This window comes from Pseudomonas sp. ATCC 43928 (assembly GCF_005938665.2).
In the GTDB taxonomy this organism is placed as follows: domain Bacteria; phylum Pseudomonadota; class Gammaproteobacteria; order Pseudomonadales; family Pseudomonadaceae; genus Aquipseudomonas.
The window spans coordinates 4,453,175-4,470,709 of record NZ_CP041753.1 but is presented as its reverse complement, the minus strand read 5'-3'; the positions used below and the strand labels follow the sequence as shown (position 1 = coordinate 4,470,709).

The window sequence follows — 17,535 nt, the reverse complement described above, 5'->3', positions numbered from 1 at the left end:
TTTTTGTCCTTTAAACCAGTGTTCAAGCGTGATTCGGCGCTGGTTTGCCCAGTGCAACGGCCGGTGCGGGTTTCGGTTTATTGCGCGCGGCGAAAACGATGATCGCGGCGATGATCGAGGTAGCGGCCAGGCCGTAGAGCCCGCCCTGGATTGAACCGGTGTGCTCTTCCAGCAAACCGAAGGTGGTCGGCGCCACGAAGCCGCCGAGGTTGCCCACCGAGTTGATCAGCGCGATCACGCCGGCAGCGATCCGCGCATCCAGGTACGCCTGGGGAATCGGCCAGAACAGCGACGAAGCCGATTTGAAACCCAATGCGGCGAAGCAGATCGCAACGAACGCGAAGATCGGCCCGCCGGTGGTGGACATGAACATCCCCGCCGCAGCGATCAGCAGGGCCGTGGCGACCCAGGCTTGCTGGTGCTTCCATTTGCCAGACAGCGAGGCAAAGGCGTACATGCCGACGATCGACAGCAACCACGGAATCGAGTTGAACAAGCCGACCTGGATGTCGCTCAGGTCGCCCATTTTCTTGATGATGCTCGGTAGCCAGAAGGTCGCGGCATAGATGGTCAATTGAATGAAGAAGTAGATCAGGCAGAACAGGATGATCTGGCGGTCCTTGAGCAGTGTGCCCAGCGACGGTTTGATCGGCGTCGCGGCTTCGCGGGCCAGTTGTTCGTCATCGATGGCTTTGACCAGCGCGTCCTGTTCGGCCAGGGTCAGCCATTTGGCGTCGTGGGGTTTGGAGTCCAGCCAGCACCAGACGAACACGCACAACCCGACCGAGAACATGCCCTCGATGAAGTACATCCACTGCCAGCCGTGCATGCCCCAACCGTTGATTTGCAGCAGCAGCCCCGACAGCGGGCCGGAGATCAGCGAAGCAATCGCCGAGCCGCTGAGGAAGATCGCAATCGCCTTGCCGCGTTCCACACCGGGCAACCAGCGGGTGAAGTAATAGATCACCCCGGGAAAGAACCCGGCTTCAGCCACGCCGAGCAGAAAACGCAGGATGTAGAAGTGGGTTTCGTTCTGGATGAACGCCATGCAGGCGGCCACCAGGCCCCAAGTCAGCATGATGCGGGTCAGCCAGATTCGCGCGCCGACTTTTTGCAGGAGGATGTTGGAGGGCACTTCGAACAGCGCGTAACCGATGAAGAACAGACCGGCACCGAGGCCGTAGGCGGCAGCGCCAATCCCTAAGTCATGTTCCATGTGGGCGCGGACGAAGCCGATGTTCACCCGGTCGATGTAGTTGACGATGAACATGATCACGAACAGCGGCAGGACGTGGCGTTTCACTTTTGAGATGGCGGACTTCAGGACCGAATCGGCGCCATCGTTCATCCCGGATATGGATGTATTCACTTGTTTTTCTCCCACTCGTTATTTTTATGCGGGGTGTAGCTGGGTGTGGCGTTGTTGATAGACATCATACAACTTGTTTTTTTGATTCGACAAGCACTGTGGTCCAATAAAAAGGCTATTTGTCGGGTGATTTCTATGCTTTTTTGGGTCGGGTGTGGGGTTGTGATGGTGTTCGTGTGGTCAATTCGTTGAGTGTTGTCATACAAGTTTGAGGCTGTTTTCTGGGGATTCCAATCGATTCCGGTGCTACGATCCGGATAGCCCTGCCTTACGGATAATCACCATGCAAGAAGACATCGACGCACCCGCCCGCAAGCGCGCTCACAACCTGGCCCATGATCTGGTGGCCAAGCTGACCCAGAGCATTTTGCTCGGCCAGATGCTGCCGGGGGACAAGCTGCCGTCGGAGAACTCGATTGTTCAGGAGCATGGGGTCAGCCGTACGGTGGTGCGCGAGGCGATTTCGAAATTGCAGGCTTCAGGGCTGGTGGAAACCCGTCACGGCATCGGCACCTTTGTCATCGAGCGTGCGCCGGAGCAGGGGTTGCGGCTGAATGTCGATACCGCGCTGGGGGTGCGCAGCATTCTGGAGTTGCGCATGGGCCTGGAAACCCAGGCCGCCGCGCTGGCAGCGGTGCGTCGTACCGATCAGCAATTGGCGCAGATGCGTGAAGCGCTGGATGACTATCAAAGTTTGCTGACCAACAACGACAGCTGCGTCGAGGCCGACAAACGTTTCCACCTGCTGATCGCCGAAGCCACCGGCAATGTATGCTTCACAGAGATCATGCAGCACTTGGGCAATGCGATGATTCCCCGCACCCGCGTCAATGCCGCAGAGCGCGGGTCAGCGGATTTGAGCAAGCTGGGGCAACTCGCCAACCTTGAACACGAGGCGATTCTCAACGCCATCAAGCGCCAGGATCCGGATGCGGCGCGGGCAGCCATGTGGTTGCACCTGACCAACAGCCGCGACCGCTTTTCGGCGGGCGGCAGCTGATTCGTCAGTGCGTAGGAGCGAGCAGTGCGGCGATCCGACTTGTCCGCGAAGAATACACCGCGTTTTTTCAGGTATTACGCGTCATCGTTCTTCGCGGGCAAGCCTCGCTCCTACAGGGGCGCTATATCGCGCATCAGCAATCCATAACGCAAATCCACCGCATCCGGAATCGGCAAATACACCGTGTGCCCATCCCCAGGCGCCACTTCAATCGCCTCGCCCCTGAGGTTCTGCAGTTGATGCAGGTCGAAGTGGAAGTTGCCCTTGGGCGTCATCAGTTCCATGTGATCGCCCAGGCCAAAACGATTCTTCACCCGTACCTCGGCCAGCCGGTCGCGGCGTTCGCCGGTCAACTCCCCAACGAACTGTTGGCGCTCTGAAATCGAGCTGCCGTTCTGGTAGTTCTGGTATTCGTCATGCACGTGCCGGCGCAGAAAACCTTCGGTGTAGCCGCGCTGAGCGAGGGACTCCAGATCAGTCATCAAGCTGCGATCGAACACTCGGCCAGCCACCGCATCGTCGATCGCGCGGCGGTAAACCTGGGTGGTGCGCGCGCAATAGAAATGCGATTTGGTCCGGCCTTCGATCTTCAGTGAATGCACACCCATCTGCGTCAGGCGCTCGACGTGCTGGACGGCGCGCAGGTCCTTGGCGTTCATGATGTAGGTGCCGTGTTCATCCTCGAACGCCGGCATCAGTTCGCCGGGGCGATTGGCTTCTTGCAACAGGAACACCTGATCGGTCGGCGTGCCGAGGCCCAGGGTCGGTTCGGGAGAGTAGTGCTGGACGATTTCGCCGAGCTGATTTTCGCTGGCCGGTGTCGCCGAGTATTTCCATCGACAGGCATTGGTGCAGCTGCCCTGATTGGCGTCACGCTTGTTCATGTAGCCCGACAACAGGCAGCGCCCCGAATAGGCCATGCACAATGCGCCGTGCACAAACACTTCCAGCTCCATCGCCGGGACGTGCTGGCGGATTTCGGCGATTTCTTCCAGCGACAGTTCGCGGGACAGGATGATCCGGCTCAAGCCCTGTTGCTGCCAGAACTCGACGCTGGCCCAGTTCACCGTGTTGGCTTGCACCGACAGGTGGATCGGCATCTGCGGGAAGTGCCGGCGCACGAGCATGATCAGGCCGGGATCGGACATGATCAGCGCGTCCGGCGCCATGCCGATCACCGGTTCCAGATCCTTGAGGAACGTTTTCAGCTTGGCGTTGTGCGGGGCGATATTGACCACCACATAAAAACGCTTGCCCTGAGCCTGGGCCTCGGCGATGCCGAGCGCGAGGTTGGCGTGATCGAATTCGTTATTGCGCACTCGCAGGCTGTAGCGCGGTTGGCCGGCGTATACCGCATCGGCACCGTAGGCGAAGGCATAACGCATGTTTTTCAGGGTGCCGGCAGGGGCGAGCAGTTCCGGGGGGATGAGTGGCATGGCGCAAGTCATGGCAGTGTCGATCGCAAAAGCCGGCAAGGGTAAGCGGCCTGCACGCGGGGTTTATTGATCTGGATCTATGCTTGACCAACAAACAGATGGCACTCGCGCCAACCGTGGCGGACTAAACATAAGGACGCGAATTTTCGCCTCTGCGCATTGGCATGGACCGGACATGAACGAAACGAAGCTCCAGAACACTTCGCTGATGGTCTTGCTGGCGGTGGTGACCGTTGCCTTCGTCTGGATTCTGCTGCCGTTCTACGGTGCGGTGTTCTGGGCGGCCATCCTCGGCATTCTGTTTGCGCCCTTGCAGCATCAGTTGCAGCTGAGATTCGGTTGGTCACGCAACCTGACGGCCCTGTGCACCTTGAGTCTATGTGTGCTGATTGCGATCCTGCCGGTAATCATCATCAGTACCTTGCTGGTTCAGGAGGGCGCGGCGCTTTATGGCCGAATCGAAAGCGGCGAACTGGACATTGCCGGGCATGTGTCGCAGTTCAAACACAGCTTGCCGCCGTACTTTCAGCACTTGCTCGATCGTTTCGGCATGGGTGAACTGAGTGGGCTTCGCGAGAAAATCATCAAGAGCATGATGCAAGGCAGTCAGTTTCTGGCGTCCCAGGCGTTCAGTTTTGGCCAGGGGACGTTCGATTTCGTGGTGGGTTTTTTCATCATGCTGTATCTGCTGTTTTTCTTTCTGCGGGACGGGTCTGAACTGGCGCGCAAAGTGCGCGCGGCGATACCGCTGGAAGATAACCAGAAGCGTCGCTTGCAACTCAAATTCAATCGGGTGGTGCGGGCCACGGTGAAGGGCAGTTTGCTGGTGTCGATCACGCAAGGGGCGTTGGGCGGGTTGATTTTCTGGTTTCTGGATATCCCGAGCGTGCTGCTCTGGGCGGTGTTGATGGCATTCCTGTCGCTGTTGCCGGCGGTGGGGGCGGGTATCGTCTGGGTGCCGGTGGCGGCGTATTTCCTGCTCAGCGGTGCGATTTGGCAGGGCACGGTGCTCGCGTTGTTCGGGGTGTTCGTGATCGGGTTGGTGGACAATATCCTGCGACCGATTCTGGTGGGCAAGGACACCAAAATGCCTGACTACCTGATTCTCATCTCGACCCTGGGCGGCCTGGCGATTTTCGGCCTGAACGGTTTTGTCATCGGCCCGTTGATTGCCGCGTTGTTTATGTCGAGCTGGGCGATTTTCGTCGATACCAAACAGCGGGTTCAGCTGCCTTAAGCGTTGAGCTGGCCTGAGCCGATACGTTGCGACAGGGCTTGGGCGTCGGGAAGCGAAGTGAGCGGGCCGCTGATCGGTTCGCCGTCCTGTACGAGATACCAGCAGGCAAGCAATCCCAGTGCTCTGAGCGGTGCGGGAACGGCGCTGCCGATAACGGACATAATCTGAACCTGAGCCATAAGTACCTCCATCAATCTGTGGGGTTACCTTACGGATCGGACGCTTGAGTGGAAAATCAACGCTTTCGATAGTCGTCATTGATGCCAGTGAGTGTTGGCGATCAGTCCACGACTTGATCGAGCATATGCACGACTTCCTGTTCATTGAGCAGGCCTTTGCGCACCAGGTTTTCCGCCAGCAGCGAGAGAAACTTGGCGCTGCGATGGCCTTCCAGGTGCTTGAGCTCGGTCAGTGCGTTGTACACCTTGCTGGATGTGCACAAGCCGACAATGCGGTGCGGGTTTTGTGTGGGCATGAGGTCGTCCTTGTTTTTATCAACCTGTTGTTTATGGACAGATCAAGCTTGCGGGCCTGTCATGACATAAATATGACCGACTTTACCTGCCGGTACTGTCCCGACAGCGACCTTGACGAGATTTATTCAGACTCCGTTCGCCTTGCGGCCACAAAAAAGGCCCCGCTGTTGAGGCGGGGCCTGATGAGTCTGTTACCAGCGGTCGTCACGGTAATAACCATGGGGATGGCCATAGTAGCCGCGCGGTGGGCCATAGTAGCCGCGTGGTGGACCGTAATAAATCGGTGCCGGGCGGTAGTACATCGGTTGTTGGACATAGACCGGCGCCGGTTGGTAGTAAACGGGCGGTGGCTGTACGTAAACCGGTTGAGGCTGAGCGTAAACCGGTTGCTCTACATACACCGGCCGGTCGCGGCCGATAATTGCCGAGCCGATGATTGCCGAGCCGACGATCGCACCAAACACAGCCGGACCTTCCCAGCCACGACCACCTGCTTCTGCCTGCCCTGCGATAGCGAGAGCACCGATCAGCAAGGCTACTGTGGGGATTTTACGGATCATGATAAGTCCTCGGTTCTTCGACCCGGCGCTTGGGTCTGCAATAGACACAAGTTGTCGCGGGGATACTTCTAAGACAGCAATTTTTTGAAAATCAGCACAGCCGTTGGGTAAATTTTGTGTAAGGTCTGTACCGGTTTCTTTACGGTGCTGTCTGGTACAGACATACCCTTATGATCGACCACAATCCGGTGGAATTGTTAATTCCGTCCATCTGAAAGTGCTACTGAAGGAGATTCGGATGCAGATGAACCCCAACAAAGACACCCAGTTGTGCATGTCACTCTCGGGGCGCCCCGGCAATTTCGGCCTGCGGTTTCACAATCATCTGTACGAACAACTGGGGCTGAATTTTTACTACAAAGCCTTCAGCAGCCAGGACCTGACGGGGGCTGTCAGCGGCATTCGTGCGTTGGGCATTCGCGGTTGCGGCGTGTCGATGCCGTTCAAGGAGGCTTGTATTGCGCTGGTCGATGAGCTGGATGCATCGGCTGAGGCTATTCAATCGATCAACACTATCGTCAACACTAACGGCCACCTCAAGGCCTACAACACTGATTACATCGCCGTCGCCCAGTTGCTCGAAACCCACCAGGTGCCCAAGGATTCGACCTTTGCCCTGCGCGGCAGCGGCGGCATGGCCAAGGCCGTGGCCAGTGCCTTGCGCGATGGCGGCTACAAAAACGGCCTGATCGTGGCCCGTAACGAACGCGCCGGGCGTGCCCTGGCCGAATCGCTGGGCTACCAATGGCAGGCGGAACTGGGCGCTGAACGCCCGCAGATGCTGATCAACGTCACGCCGATCGGCATGGCCGGTGGCCCGGAAGCCGATCAACTGGCGTTTCCCCCTGAAGCCATCGCTGCCGCTGAAACGGTCTTCGATGTGGTGGCGATTCCCTCGGAAACACCGCTGATCGTGCGTGCTCGTGCCGAAGGCAAACGGGTGATCACCGGGCTGGAAGTGATTGCCATCCAGGCGCTGGAGCAGTTCGTGTTGTACACCGGCGTGCGACCGACCGATGAGCAGTTTCAGAAAGCCGTGGCGTTTGCCCGGAGCTGAATTCCGATTATCGGTTGGACCTGTGGCGAGGGAGCTTGCTCCCGTTGGGTCGCGAAGCGGCCCCAAAGCAGTCAGCACACCGAGTTTGCCGGCCTTGCGACTGCTTCGCAGCCGAACGGGAGCAAGCTCCCTCGCCACAGGGAACTCGGTACATCGGGAAGGGTTATTCGAGGCGCGCCAGGCGTTCTTCCAGTGCCGCAATCCGCGCTTCAAGCTCTTCGATTCGCTCAACCGACACACCGCCACCGGTGCCACGTTCCACCGGATTCTGTCGGGCCGCGAGGATCGCTTCGATATCCGCCGGATCACCCAGCGCATGCATGTAACGATCTTCGCGCTGACCGGCCTGGCGCGGGATCAACAGCGCCAGGCCTCGGGCGATCAAACGCTCCAGTTGATGCACCACTTGTTCGGCATCTTCGAAGTCATGCATGCGGCCGCTGCGGGTCAGCAGTTCGTTGACCGTCTGCGGACCGCGCAGGAACAACAGCCCCGTCAGAATCACCTGCGCCGGCACCAGTTCCAGCGCCTTGTCGACCCGATGTTCCCAGCGGTCGGCACGGCTGCCCATCACCAGCCGGGTGAAGCCGCGACCTTCAAGGGCGCGCAGGCTCTGGCCAACCTGGCCCTGGCTGAGGTTCATCACCGGTTCGCGGCTGGTTTTCTGGTTGCAGGCAATCACCAGGGCATTGAGGGTCAGCGGATAGGTTTCCGGGCTGGTGGCCTGTTTTTCGATCAACGAGCCCAAAATGCGGATTTCCGTGCTGTTGAGCCGCGGTTCGTCGAAGGTCGTCTCTTGTTCAGTGCTCATCGCGCTTTTCCCTAGGCAGTCGAGCCGCCTAGCCTAATCCTTGCTGGATAAAAGACAAGTCGCAGGGCGCGCCGGCATGGCTATAATCGCTCCACGTTTTTTACTCCCGTCACCACACGAGACTGCCATGACTATTTCCCTGTACGCCGCATCCGTTCCGGTTTTCCAGCAAATGCTCAACGCCCTGAGCAACAACCTGAGCAAGGCCGAAGCCCACGCTACCGCGAAAAACATCGACCCGAACGCATTCCTGCAGGCCCGTCTGTACCCGGACATGTTCCCGCTGGTGCGTCAGGTGCAGATCGCCGTTGATTTCGCCAAGGGCGTTTCGGCGCGTCTGGCTGAAATCGAACTGCCGAAATACGACGACACCGAAACCACCTTCGCTGAACTGCAAGCGTTGATCGCCAAGGTCCTGGCCTTCATCGGCGAGATCAAGCCGGAGCAGATCAACGGCAAGGAAGGCATCGAAATCGTGACCCGTCCTGGCACCCCTAAAGAGAAGCGCTTCACTGGCCAGGCTTACCTGCTGAGCTACGGTCTGCCGCAGTTCTTCTTCCACGTCACCACCGCCTACGCGCTGCTGCGTCACAACGGTGTGGAAGTGGGCAAGCGCGATTACATGGGCGCGTTCTAAACCACCCAGGTACAAAAAAGCCCGCCAAGGTGTAAGCCTTGGCGGGCTTTTTCGTTTTTGTCGGTGCGTTCTACGCCAAACGCTGCGCCTTCAACTCTTCACCCTGGCAAGCCGCCGCGGTGAACAGCACGTCGGTGGAGGAGTTCAGCGCGGTTTCCGCCGAGTCCTGCAACACACCGATGATGAAGCCCACCGCCACCACTTGCATGGCGATTTCGCTCGGGATGCCGAACAGGCTGCACGCCAGCGGAATCAGCAACAACGAACCGCCCGCCACGCCCGAGGCGCCACAGGCACAAATTGCCGCGACGACGCTGAGCAGAATGGCCGTTGGAATATCCACGGCGATGCCCAGGGTGTGCACGGCGGCCAGGGTCAGTACAGTGATGGTGATCGCCGCGCCGGCCATGTTGATGGTCGCGCCGAGCGGGATCGATACCGAATAGGTGTCTTCATGCAGGCCCAGGCGTTTGCTCAATTCCAGGTTGACCGGAATGTTCGCCGCCGAGCTGCGGGTGAAGAAGGCGGTGATGCCGCTCTCGCGCAGGCAGGTGAGTACCAGCGGATACGGGTTGCGGCGCAGTTTCCAGAACACGATGACCGGGTTCATCACCAACGCGACGAACAGCATGCAGCCCAGCAGCACCGCCAGCAGGTGCATATAGCCGATCAATGCGCCGAAACCGGAAGTGGCGAGGGTCGAAGCCACCAGACCGAAGATCCCCAGCGGCGCAAAGCGAATCACCAGGCGCACGATCACGGTCACGCCATTGGACAGGTCGCCCAGCACTTCGCGCGTCGTCTCGCCAGCATGGCGGATCGCAATGCCCATGCCGATCGCCCACGCCAGAATGCCGATGAAGTTGGCGTTCATCAGTGCGCTGACCGGGTTATCGACCACGCTCAGCAACAGGCTTTGCAGCACTTCGCTGATGCCGCCCGGCGCGGTGACCGCAACGTCCTGGGTCGACAGCACCAGGCTCGACGGAAACAGCGTACTGGCGATCACTGCAACCACGGCTGCGGCGAAGGTGCCCAGCAGATACAGAAACAGGATCGGCCGGATATGGGTTTCCTGGCCGTGCTTATGATTGGCAATCGAGGCCATGACCAGCACGAACACCAGAGTCGGCGCGACAGCCTTGAGCGCCGACACGAATACTTTGCCAATGAAGGCGGTGGACTTCGCCACCTCAGGCGCGAACAGGGCCAGGGCAATCCCGGCGATCAGGCCGATGATGATTTGCGTGACCAGGCTGCTGCGTTTCAGGCGTTGCAAAAGAGAAGGGGATGAAGCGGTCATAACGGTATCTCTGATTTTATTAGGGTGCAGGGTTCCTTGGCTCATGCAGCAAAAAGCCGGGCAGGCTACATGGAAGGAACCGAAGGGGTCGCCACATCAATGCCAATCAATGGCCGATGAGCAAGGTGTCAATCTCGCGGGTCGCGGACTTTATCACAGCGTAGCCGCGATCCTTCAGACCTGTGACGATCTGCCACCCGATTGTTCAACGCGATTTGCAGGTTCGTGCAACTTCGTTTGGAAACACTCTGTTAAGCTTCGCCATCCTCATTTTCTAGTTCTGCCAGTGGGCCTTCGGGCTGTCGCTGGTGTCGTCGTTTTCCTGGAGTTCTGCATGCTGTTGCCCATTCTTCTGTTGTCCGCCGCCGGTTTCACGGTGCTGACCACGGAATTCATCATCGTCGGCCTGTTGCCGGCAATCGCCCGTGACCTGGACGTCAGCATCCCTCAAGCGGGTTTGCTGGTGACCCTGTTCGCGTTCACCGTGGCCGCGTTCGGGCCGTTCCTGACAGCGTATTTCGCAAGGTTTGAACGACGCAAACTGTTCATCAGCGTGTTGATCATGTTCGGCCTGGCCAACACGCTGGCGGCGTTTGCGCCGAACATTTGGGTGATGGCCATTGCCCGGTTGATTCCGGCGCTGGGGTTGCCGGTGTTCTGGGCGTTGGCCAGTGAAACCGCGGTGGACATCGTCGGACCGGACTACGCCGGGCGGGCGATTGCCAAGATTGGTTTCGGCATCGTCTGCGCCACCGTATTCGGCATTCCGGTCGGCACGTTGATTTCCGATGCGTTCGGTTGGCGCAGTGCTTTCGGCATTCTGGCGGTGATTGCGTTTGCCAAGGCGCTGCTGCTGTTTATCTATTTGCCGAAAACCAGCCTGCACCAGCATCAGGTGAGTTTTCGTTCGCAGTTCAAGATCCTGCGCAGCCCGCTGATGCTGGGTCATGTTCTGCTGTCGATCCTGGTGTTCAGCGGCATGTTCACCGCCTACACCTACCTGGCCGACATTCTTGAACGCCTCGCCGGTTTCAATGGCACCGTGGTCGGCTGGTGTCTGATGGGCTTCGGCGCGGTCGGGCTGATCGGCAACTCGCTGGGCGGTCGCGCGGTGGATCGTCACCCGCTGATCGCTTCTATGACGTTTTGCGCGTTCATGATTGCCGGCATGGTGACGCTGGTGCCGAACATTCACTCGCCGCTGGGGCTGGCGGCGGCGATGGGGATTTGGGGGGTGACCCAGGCGGCGTTGTTCCTGGTCAGTCATGTGCGGTTGATGAAGGCGGCGCCTGAAGCGCCGGCCTTCGCGGCGTCGTTGAACATTGCCGGGGCCAACCTCGGGATCGGCCTGGGCGCCATGGTTGGCGGCCGGGTGATCGACAGTGTGGGCCTGGGCGGACTGGGTTTCGCCGCAGCCGGTTTTATCCTGGTTTCGATTCTCCTGGCCATGGCGCTGATGACCTTCAAACCTCGCGAAATCTGCGCCTGAGGCTTCACATCTCGGTGAACAGCTCGCGTCGGGCACCTTCGGTAATGGCGACAATGCCGGGGTGCTTGACCTTGCGTTCCACCGAAATGGCATAGAACGACTCGCGCACCGCGTCGGTCTGGCCGATCAACTCCACGCCGCATTGGCGTTTCACCTCGTCGGCAATCACGCTCGGGCCGATGAAAATCCCGCTACCGGATTGGCCGAAAGCCTGCATCAAAGCGCTGTCGTCGAACTCGCCGACGATTCGCGGCTGGATCTGCTGTTCGGCAAACCAGCGTTGCAAGCGACTGCGCACCACGGTTTCCGGCCCGGGAATCAACAACGGGGCGCCGTGCAGGCTGTGGGGGAAATCCTGGCCGTATCGCGCCGTCAGTTCGGCGGTGGCGAAGAAGCTGATACCGCATTCGCCGAGCTTCTGGCTGTAGCCCTTGATGTCCAGATGCGAGGGCATCGGGCTGTCGGAAATCACCAGGTCGAGGCGTTGAATCGCCAGGTCGGCGAGCAATCGTTCCAGTTTGTCTTCGCGGCAGGTGATGCGTAGCGGCTCGCTCAACTCCATGGTCGGCGCGATCAGGCGATAGACGATGGATTTGGGCACCACATCGGCGACGCCCACCCGAAACAGAATCTGTTGCTCATTGGGCTGCGCCCGCAGCATCAGCTCCAGCTCGCCCCCGAGTTGAAACATCTGCTCGGCGTAGGGCAGGGTCTGACGTCCGGCTTCGGTGAGTTCCAGTTGCCGCCCGACCCGGCGAAACAATTCAATGCCATAGGTTTGTTCGAGCAGGGAAATCTGCCCGCTGATGGTCTGTGGCGTCAGGTTCAACTGCTCGCAGGCGCGCACGATGCTGCCGGTCTTGGCCACCACCCAGAAATAATGCAGCTGTCGATAATTCAGCATTCATGCTCCCCGTAGCGTGTGTTTTGCTATGGATTCGTAAAAACCGAAGTATAACCGCTGAAAATACGAATTTTCCTGAAGTATTTGCCTCTTTAGACTGCCTCGCTATCGACGGATCGCCTTTCGGGTTCTGTCTGTCCTATCGAGGAAAGCATCATGAAGCTTAAAACCACCGCGCTGCTGATCACCTCTTTACTGGTGTTGGCCGGTTGCGACCAGGCCGAGAAAAGTGCTCAGCAATTGATGGGCAAGGCCGCCGAAAGCGCCAAACAGGCAATCGACGATACCCACAAAGCCGCCGAACAAGCGTTGAGCGAGGCCACGAGTGGCCTGATCAGCAAGAAAGAACAACCGGCCAAAGAGACGGGCAAAACCGACTCTTCGTCCCAGGAAATCTAAACCGTCTACAACGAGTCAGGACTGACCCATGGAATACCTTTTAGAACTCGCTGCAAGCCCCACCGCCTGGGTCGCCCTGGCCACGTTGGTGGTGATGGAAATCGTGCTCGGCATCGATAACCTGATCTTCATCTCGATCCTCACCAATAAGCTGCCCGAGCAGCATCGCCAGAAGGCGCGGCGCATTGGTATCGGCATGGCGTTGATTCTGCGCCTGGCGCTGTTGAGCACCATCGCGTTTATCGTCCAGTTGACTGAACCGGTGATCGACATTCTCGGCCACGCGTTCTCCTGGAAGGACATGATCCTGATCGCCGGCGGCCTGTTCCTGTTGTGGAAGGCGACCACCGAGATTCATCACAGCATGGACCCGTCGCCGGAAGATCCGACGTCGGCCACCTCGACCGTGACCCTGGGCTTTGCCGCCGCCATCGGTCAGATCCTGATGCTCGACATGGTGTTCTCCATCGACAGCATCATTACCGCTGTCGGCATGACCGAGCATTTGCCGATCATGATCATTGCGGTGGTGGTGTCGGTCCTGGTGATGTTGCTGGCTGCTGACCCGTTGGCCAAGTTCATCAACGACAACCCGACGGTGGTGATGCTGGCGCTGGGCTTCCTGATCATGATCGGCATGACGCTGATCGCCGAAGGTTTCGGCGCCCACGTACCGAAAGGCTATGTCTACGCGGCCATGGCGTTCTCGGCGACGATCGAAGGCTTGAACATGCTGTCGCGGCGGGCCAAACAGAGGCGCGTTGCCGCAGAAGCTTAATCGCCGATAAACGAAACGGCCGCCTGAACTCGCGAGAGTCCAGGCGGCCGTTTTTTGTTTGTACGACTGAAAAGCGCCAGTCAGTGCGCGGTGATGGGGTGTGTAGCCGGTTTATCGGTTTTGGCCGCGGGCGCCGATTGAACCGGGTGGTGATGGTGCCGACGGGTAATGCGCAAAACGCCCCACAACATGGCGGCGGCCACTGCCAGCCAGCCGGAAATCAACATCACAATGGTCATTGTCAGGCTCATCAGTGCCTCCTCTTTGCCCTGCCGCGGGCGCACACTCTTCCTTGGTAAAGGACAGTCTAGCCGTTGCTGTGTTTCAGGCTATTGACCAAAGGTCGCCTGTCATCAACCCGTTCGCTCTATCAAATGCAAACAACTGCCGGTTAAGGCTATACCGCTGTCGCGCGGCATCCTATGATCGACGGCCAAGCCGGCTGCGTGATCGCCTGGCGTCTGAACAAGAGAGTGATGATGGTGCGGGTATTTTCTCGAATTCGATCTTTGGCACTGATCGTTGGCTGCGTTGCCGGCCTGGCTGGCTGCGCGGGGAGCGTAGCGCCTGAGATCAAGCGTCTGCCGGAGCGTGTCGAACTCAGCGGTACGTTCTACCGTGGGCAAAGTTATCAGAGCGGGCCTCAAGTGCTGGCCAGCCTGTTGTCCCAACAGGACATCGTGATAACTCCGGGGTTGCTCGAAAAGCCCCTGAATTTACCGGGCGCCGAAGACCGGTTGCAGCAGAACATGCAAAACCTCGCCCGCGAATACGGGATGGTGGTCTATCCCCTCGACAGCCAATTGCCGGCGCTGCTGACCCAGGTCGCAGCCGGTTATCCGGTGATGGTACGCATTACTGAAGGCTCGGCATTCTGGGCCGGGCCGCGATACGCCATTCTTGCCGGTTACAACCGTCAGAAGCAGACCGTGTTGCTGCGCACCGGGATGGATCGTCGGTTGCTGATGGGGTTCAGCGCCTTTGAGTCGGCGCTCGAGAATGCAGGCGGTTGGGCCGTTTTGATCCAGAAGCCGGACCAGATTCCGGCCAACGTCGATCAGCAGCGCTGGCTGAAGGCGGCGAACGATCTTGCCCAGTCAGGTCAGGAGCAGGCGGCAGCCAGGGCGAAGAAGGCGCTGACCGCGCAGTAGTTTCCGTTTGTCATCCGCCGGGCACTACTCGGCGTTGTTCGCCTCTGATGTAAAGGGCCCGGGTTTCTCGCCGGGCCGTGACCAGGAGGCGTCCATGGCTCAATCCAATACCCCCGTCGGCCCACACTCGTCCGAGCATTCGTCCGATAATGAGTTGGGGTTCGACCCCGACTCTCCGGACGTTGCTGATCCTCAGGTCGACCCCATCGGACCTGCCAGGGCACCCAAAGATATAAAACCGGGTGAAGAGGGCAAGAAGACACCGGCAAAGCCTTACGACCCGCTCGGTAATCTGAAACCCAAGTCTTAGTCAGAGGTGTATATGTCTACCGATTCGAGCTTCGACGACAAACATTCGGACCCTCCCGAAAACGTTCCAACAACCCCCGAGGCGGACCTGGACCCGGTGATGGATCCGGACAGCCCGCTAAGGGATCCCTTGGCCAGGCCGACCGTGGTGCCGACGAAGCATCCACAGGGCTGGCGAGACCCGAGTGCCGGGGATGGCATTCCGGATGACGATCAGATGCCGTTGCCCAATGATTGACCGCCGGACAAAAAAAGCCCCGAATATTCGGGGCTTTTTATTTACGGATGTTTCGACCTTATTTTGAGGCTTCAATCACACCGCTCTGGCGATGTTTGAGGTTCTTGTCTGACTTGTATTGCAGGGCGACGGACGGCACGTTGGTGCTCTTGCCGGTTTCAACCCAGCTGCGAATACGGGTTGCATCGGCAAAGTGCGTGTACTTGCCGAAGGCATCGAGAATCACCAGCGCAACCGGACGGTTGCCCATGCTGGTCACCAGCACCAGGCAGTGACCGGCCTGGTTGGTAAACCCGGTTTTCGTCAGCTTGATGTCCCAGTTCGGCTTGTTGATCAAGTGGTCGGTATTGTGGAAACCCAGGCTGTAGTTGGGTTTACGGAATGTAACGGTTTTTTCCTTGGTCGTGCTCAGCTCGGTCAAGAGTGGGTACTTGTGCGCGGCGATCAGCAGTTTGCTCAGGTCGCGGGCGGTGGACACGTTGCGCGGGGAGAGACCCGTCGGTTCGACGAAGTGGGTACTGGTCATGCCCAGCGCCTTGGCTTTGGCGTTCATGGCGGCAATGAACGCGACGTAACCGCCCGGATAGTGATGCGCCAAGGTTGCGGCGGCACGGTTTTCCGATGACATCAGGGCGATCAACAGCATCTCGCGGCGCGTCAATTCGCTTTGGAGTTTGACTCGGGAGAACACGCCTTTCATTTCCGGGGTGTCGCTGATGTTGACGGGAATATATTCGTCCATGTTCTGCCGCGCTTCTACGACCACCAGGCCGGTCATCAGTTTGCTGACGGAGGCGATGGGTACGACGACGTCAGGATTGCTGGCATAGATGACTTTGTTGGTTTGCAGATCCATCAGCAAAGCGCTGCCGGAAGCGATCTTCAGTTGTGCAGTGTCTCGTGGTGCCGCGGTGGTTTCACCGGCGTTGACCGTTGGCGTGATGAAAGTCCCTGTAACTGCAAAAACTAGGCTCAGGATGGAAAGACGGATTTTCACGCTGGCAGACTCATAAAGGGTGGATATGCCGTTCTGTAACGGGCTGTTTCTTAAAAACGACGCATTTTAGGAGTATGTGCCAGGAAAGCCATAGGCGCCTGTAAGACGGGGGGTAAAAGTGAAGAATATTTAATGCTGTAACTCTTTCTTTACTATTTGGCATTGCAGTTGTCCGACCTCTGTGATCGAGCTGTTTGCTACAGGCAAAAAGAACCCCGCGATGGGCGGGGTTCTTTTGGGTGCAGCAGGGTGAGAGTTAACTCAGCTGTGCAGTGTTTCGGCGGCGTACAACGTGTTTTCCAGCAGGCAGGCGCGGGTCATCGGGCCGACGCCACCCGGTACCGGAGTGATCCAGCCGGCACGGGCCAGGGCGGATTCGTAAGTCACGTCGCCGACCAGTTTGCCGTCTGCCTGACGGTTGATGCCGACGTCGATCACGATCGCGCCTTCCTTGATCCACTCACCTTTGACCAGGCCCGGCTTGCCGGCGGCAACCACTACCAGGTCGGCGCGACCGACGTGGCCGGCCAGATCCTTGGTGAAGCGGTGGGTGACAGTCACGGTGCAACCGGCCAGCAGCAGTTCCATCGCCATCGGACGACCAACAATGTTGGAAGCCCCGACAATGACCGCGTCCATCCCGTAAAGATTGACGCCGGTGCTTTCCAGTAGCGTCATGATGCCTTTGGGCGTGCACGGGCGCAGCAGCGGAATGCGCTGGGCCAGGCGACCGACGTTATAAGGGTGGAAACCGTCGACGTCCTTGTCGGGACGAATCCGCTCCAGCAATTTGGAGGCGTCCAGGTGTTCAGGTAGAGGCAGCTGAAGCAGGACGCCGTCGATTGCCGGGTCGTCGTTCAGGCGATCGATCAGATCGGTCAGCGCTGCTTGAGTGGTGTCGGCAGGCAGGTCATAGGCTTGGGATAGGAAGCCGACCTCTTCACAGTCTTTACGCTTGTGCGAGACATAAACCTGAGAGGCAGGATCGCTGCCGACCAGGATCACCGCGAGGCCGGGTGTGCGCAGGCCTTGCTGGCGACGCTCGGCAACTCGTTTGGCGATCTGCTGGCGCAGGCTGGCGGCGATCGATTTGCCGTCGATTAGTTGTGCAGTCATTGCGCGTGATTAACCATCGAGAGGGGAAAAAAAGAGAGCGCATTCTCGCATGTCACGAGGTGAGGGCAAAGGCGCTTGGTCTGCAAATTCCCCTAACTCCTTTAATTAAATGAATTTTTTTCAAAAAGGATTTGACGACCTTCAGGGGGCTCTATACTATTCGTCGCACTTGTCGGGCACAGCCTAGCACTGGTTGAGAAGGTTGAGCGGAGTTACGGTTCCGCAAGACTGAAAAGCACTTAGTTTGTAGTCCTTCAAGGGTACAGAT

At 58.7% G+C, this 17,535-nt stretch carries 21 protein-coding genes; 10 read left to right on the top strand and 11 right to left on the bottom strand.

Annotation, left to right across the window (positions count from 1 at the left end):
• Positions 1-22: 22 nt before the first annotated feature.
• Complete coding sequence (locus FFH90_RS20470; RefSeq protein ID WP_026286354.1) at positions 23-1,369, bottom strand: MFS transporter; 1,347 nt, start codon at positions 1,367-1,369, stop codon at positions 23-25.
• A gap of 283 nt (positions 1,370-1,652) precedes the next feature.
• On the opposite strand from FFH90_RS20470, the gene FFH90_RS20465 reads away from it, so the two are divergent.
• Complete coding sequence (locus tag FFH90_RS20465) at positions 1,653-2,369, top strand: FadR/GntR family transcriptional regulator (protein WP_138867948.1); 717 nt, start codon at positions 1,653-1,655, stop codon at positions 2,367-2,369.
• A gap of 110 nt (positions 2,370-2,479) precedes the next feature.
• Here the strand turns inward: FFH90_RS20465 and yegQ are convergent, their stop codons facing one another.
• Positions 2,480-3,805, bottom strand: a complete 1,326-nt coding sequence (gene yegQ, locus FFH90_RS20460; RefSeq protein ID WP_138867947.1) for a tRNA 5-hydroxyuridine modification protein YegQ — start codon at positions 3,803-3,805, stop codon at positions 2,480-2,482.
• A 175-nt stretch (positions 3,806-3,980) separates the two neighbouring features.
• On the opposite strand from yegQ, the gene FFH90_RS20455 reads away from it, so the two are divergent.
• Positions 3,981-5,042 (top strand): AI-2E family transporter, encoded by a 1,062-nt coding sequence (locus tag FFH90_RS20455; protein ID WP_018925405.1) that lies wholly within the window; start codon positions 3,981-3,983, stop codon positions 5,040-5,042.
• Here FFH90_RS20455 and FFH90_RS20450 read toward each other — a convergent pair.
• The 3 genes from FFH90_RS20450 to FFH90_RS20440 all read right to left on the bottom strand — a co-directional run bounded on the left by FFH90_RS20450 (position 5,039) and on the right by FFH90_RS20440 (position 6,078).
• On the bottom strand, positions 5,039-5,221 hold the full coding sequence (locus FFH90_RS20450) for a hypothetical protein (RefSeq protein ID WP_018925406.1): 183 nt from the start codon (positions 5,219-5,221) through the stop codon (positions 5,039-5,041). The genes FFH90_RS20455 and FFH90_RS20450 overlap by 4 nt on opposite strands.
• A gap of 101 nt (positions 5,222-5,322) precedes the next feature.
• On the bottom strand, positions 5,323-5,517 hold the full coding sequence (locus FFH90_RS20445) for a hypothetical protein (RefSeq protein WP_018925407.1): 195 nt from the start codon (positions 5,515-5,517) through the stop codon (positions 5,323-5,325).
• A gap of 192 nt (positions 5,518-5,709) precedes the next feature.
• Positions 5,710-6,078 carry a hypothetical protein gene (locus FFH90_RS20440; protein WP_018925408.1) on the bottom strand — a complete coding sequence of 123 codons (369 nt, stop codon included), beginning with the start codon at positions 6,076-6,078 and terminating at the stop codon, positions 5,710-5,712.
• Between the two features lie 238 nt (positions 6,079-6,316).
• Between FFH90_RS20440 and FFH90_RS20435 the strand changes: the two genes are divergently transcribed.
• Positions 6,317-7,135 (top strand): shikimate 5-dehydrogenase, encoded by an 819-nt coding sequence (locus FFH90_RS20435; protein ID WP_138867946.1) that lies wholly within the window; start codon positions 6,317-6,319, stop codon positions 7,133-7,135.
• 163 nt (positions 7,136-7,298) lie between these two features.
• Here FFH90_RS20435 and FFH90_RS20430 read toward each other — a convergent pair whose 3' ends face one another.
• Positions 7,299-7,946 (bottom strand): YceH family protein, encoded by a 648-nt coding sequence (locus tag FFH90_RS20430; protein ID WP_018925410.1) that lies wholly within the window; start codon positions 7,944-7,946, stop codon positions 7,299-7,301.
• 127 nt (positions 7,947-8,073) lie between these two features.
• On the opposite strand from FFH90_RS20430, the gene FFH90_RS20425 reads away from it, so the two are divergent.
• Positions 8,074-8,583, top strand: a complete 510-nt coding sequence (locus FFH90_RS20425; protein WP_019579999.1) for a DUF1993 family protein — start codon at positions 8,074-8,076, stop codon at positions 8,581-8,583.
• 70 nt (positions 8,584-8,653) lie between these two features.
• Here FFH90_RS20425 and sstT read toward each other — a convergent pair whose 3' ends face one another.
• A complete protein-coding gene (sstT, locus tag FFH90_RS20420; RefSeq protein ID WP_138867945.1) occupies positions 8,654-9,886 on the bottom strand; it encodes a serine/threonine transporter SstT in 1,233 nt (410 codons plus the stop codon).
• Between the two features lie 334 nt (positions 9,887-10,220).
• Here sstT and FFH90_RS20415 point away from each other — a divergent pair, with 334 nt between their 5' ends.
• Positions 10,221-11,375, top strand: a complete 1,155-nt coding sequence (locus FFH90_RS20415; protein WP_138867944.1) for an MFS transporter — start codon at positions 10,221-10,223, stop codon at positions 11,373-11,375.
• 4 nt (positions 11,376-11,379) lie between these two features.
• Here FFH90_RS20415 and nhaR read toward each other — a convergent pair whose 3' ends face one another.
• The gene (nhaR, locus tag FFH90_RS20410; RefSeq protein WP_138867943.1) at positions 11,380-12,279 is read right to left on the bottom strand and encodes a transcriptional activator NhaR; all 900 of its coding nucleotides are present in this window, start codon (positions 12,277-12,279) and stop codon (positions 11,380-11,382) included.
• A gap of 156 nt (positions 12,280-12,435) precedes the next feature.
• Here nhaR and FFH90_RS20405 point away from each other — a divergent pair, with 156 nt between their 5' ends.
• On the top strand, positions 12,436-12,678 hold the full coding sequence (locus tag FFH90_RS20405) for a hypothetical protein (protein ID WP_007940414.1): 243 nt from the start codon (positions 12,436-12,438) through the stop codon (positions 12,676-12,678).
• Positions 12,679-12,706: 28 nt separating this feature from the next.
• Positions 12,707-13,456 carry a TerC family protein gene (locus FFH90_RS20400; protein WP_018925415.1) on the top strand — a complete coding sequence of 250 codons (750 nt, stop codon included), beginning with the start codon at positions 12,707-12,709 and terminating at the stop codon, positions 13,454-13,456.
• 80 nt (positions 13,457-13,536) lie between these two features.
• Here FFH90_RS20400 and FFH90_RS30025 read toward each other — a convergent pair whose 3' ends face one another.
• Positions 13,537-13,707: a hypothetical protein gene (locus tag FFH90_RS30025; protein WP_168206176.1), complete on the bottom strand. Its 171-nt coding sequence runs from the start codon at positions 13,705-13,707 to the stop codon at positions 13,537-13,539.
• Between the two features lie 171 nt (positions 13,708-13,878).
• Here FFH90_RS30025 and FFH90_RS20395 point away from each other — a divergent pair, with 171 nt between their 5' ends.
• The 3 genes from FFH90_RS20395 (at position 13,879) to FFH90_RS20385 (ending at position 15,154) form a co-directional block, all read left to right on the top strand.
• The gene (locus tag FFH90_RS20395; protein ID WP_018925417.1) at positions 13,879-14,607 is read left to right on the top strand and encodes a hypothetical protein; all 729 of its coding nucleotides are present in this window, start codon (positions 13,879-13,881) and stop codon (positions 14,605-14,607) included.
• A 94-nt stretch (positions 14,608-14,701) separates the two neighbouring features.
• Positions 14,702-14,917 (top strand): DUF6021 family protein, encoded by a 216-nt coding sequence (locus tag FFH90_RS20390; RefSeq protein WP_086945071.1) that lies wholly within the window; start codon positions 14,702-14,704, stop codon positions 14,915-14,917.
• 12 nt (positions 14,918-14,929) lie between these two features.
• Entirely contained in the window at positions 14,930-15,154 is a 225-nt protein-coding gene (locus FFH90_RS20385; RefSeq protein ID WP_018925419.1) for a hypothetical protein, read from the top strand.
• 58 nt (positions 15,155-15,212) lie between these two features.
• Here the strand turns inward: FFH90_RS20385 and pbpG are convergent, their stop codons facing one another.
• The gene (pbpG, locus tag FFH90_RS20380) at positions 15,213-16,151 is read right to left on the bottom strand and encodes a D-alanyl-D-alanine endopeptidase (protein WP_018925420.1); all 939 of its coding nucleotides are present in this window, start codon (positions 16,149-16,151) and stop codon (positions 15,213-15,215) included.
• 261 nt (positions 16,152-16,412) lie between these two features.
• Complete coding sequence (gene folD / locus FFH90_RS20375; protein ID WP_018925421.1) at positions 16,413-17,267, bottom strand: bifunctional methylenetetrahydrofolate dehydrogenase/methenyltetrahydrofolate cyclohydrolase FolD; 855 nt, start codon at positions 17,265-17,267, stop codon at positions 16,413-16,415.
• Positions 17,268-17,535 lie beyond the last annotated feature (268 nt).

What these genes read in the sequence shown, in the direction of transcription:
- FFH90_RS20465 (WP_138867948.1), top strand. Translation starts at nt 1,653, where the DNA reads ATGCAAGAAGACATCGACGCACCCGCCCGCAAGCGCGCTCACAACCTG.
- yegQ (WP_138867947.1), bottom strand. Translation starts at nt 3,805, where the DNA reads ATGCCACTCATCCCCCCGGAACTGCTCGCCCCTGCCGGCACCCTGAAA.
- FFH90_RS20455 (WP_018925405.1), top strand. Translation starts at nt 3,981, where the DNA reads ATGAACGAAACGAAGCTCCAGAACACTTCGCTGATGGTCTTGCTGGCG.
- FFH90_RS20450 (WP_018925406.1), bottom strand. Translation starts at nt 5,221, where the DNA reads ATGGCTCAGGTTCAGATTATGTCCGTTATCGGCAGCGCCGTTCCCGCA.
- FFH90_RS20445 (WP_018925407.1), bottom strand. Translation starts at nt 5,517, where the DNA reads ATGCCCACACAAAACCCGCACCGCATTGTCGGCTTGTGCACATCCAGC.
- FFH90_RS20440 (WP_018925408.1), bottom strand. Translation starts at nt 6,078, where the DNA reads ATGATCCGTAAAATCCCCACAGTAGCCTTGCTGATCGGTGCTCTCGCT.
- FFH90_RS20435 (WP_138867946.1), top strand. Translation starts at nt 6,317, where the DNA reads ATGCAGATGAACCCCAACAAAGACACCCAGTTGTGCATGTCACTCTCG.
- FFH90_RS20430 (WP_018925410.1), bottom strand. Translation starts at nt 7,946, where the DNA reads ATGAGCACTGAACAAGAGACGACCTTCGACGAACCGCGGCTCAACAGC.
- FFH90_RS20425 (WP_019579999.1), top strand. Translation starts at nt 8,074, where the DNA reads ATGACTATTTCCCTGTACGCCGCATCCGTTCCGGTTTTCCAGCAAATG.
- sstT (WP_138867945.1), bottom strand. Translation starts at nt 9,886, where the DNA reads ATGACCGCTTCATCCCCTTCTCTTTTGCAACGCCTGAAACGCAGCAGC.
- FFH90_RS20415 (WP_138867944.1), top strand. Translation starts at nt 10,221, where the DNA reads ATGCTGTTGCCCATTCTTCTGTTGTCCGCCGCCGGTTTCACGGTGCTG.
- nhaR (WP_138867943.1), bottom strand. Translation starts at nt 12,279, where the DNA reads ATGCTGAATTATCGACAGCTGCATTATTTCTGGGTGGTGGCCAAGACC.
- FFH90_RS20405 (WP_007940414.1), top strand. Translation starts at nt 12,436, where the DNA reads ATGAAGCTTAAAACCACCGCGCTGCTGATCACCTCTTTACTGGTGTTG.
- FFH90_RS20400 (WP_018925415.1), top strand. Translation starts at nt 12,707, where the DNA reads ATGGAATACCTTTTAGAACTCGCTGCAAGCCCCACCGCCTGGGTCGCC.
- FFH90_RS30025 (WP_168206176.1), bottom strand. Translation starts at nt 13,707, where the DNA reads ATGAGCCTGACAATGACCATTGTGATGTTGATTTCCGGCTGGCTGGCA.
- FFH90_RS20395 (WP_018925417.1), top strand. Translation starts at nt 13,879, where the DNA reads ATGATCGACGGCCAAGCCGGCTGCGTGATCGCCTGGCGTCTGAACAAG.
- FFH90_RS20390 (WP_086945071.1), top strand. Translation starts at nt 14,702, where the DNA reads ATGGCTCAATCCAATACCCCCGTCGGCCCACACTCGTCCGAGCATTCG.
- FFH90_RS20385 (WP_018925419.1), top strand. Translation starts at nt 14,930, where the DNA reads ATGTCTACCGATTCGAGCTTCGACGACAAACATTCGGACCCTCCCGAA.
- folD (WP_018925421.1), bottom strand. Translation starts at nt 17,267, where the DNA reads ATGACTGCACAACTAATCGACGGCAAATCGATCGCCGCCAGCCTGCGC.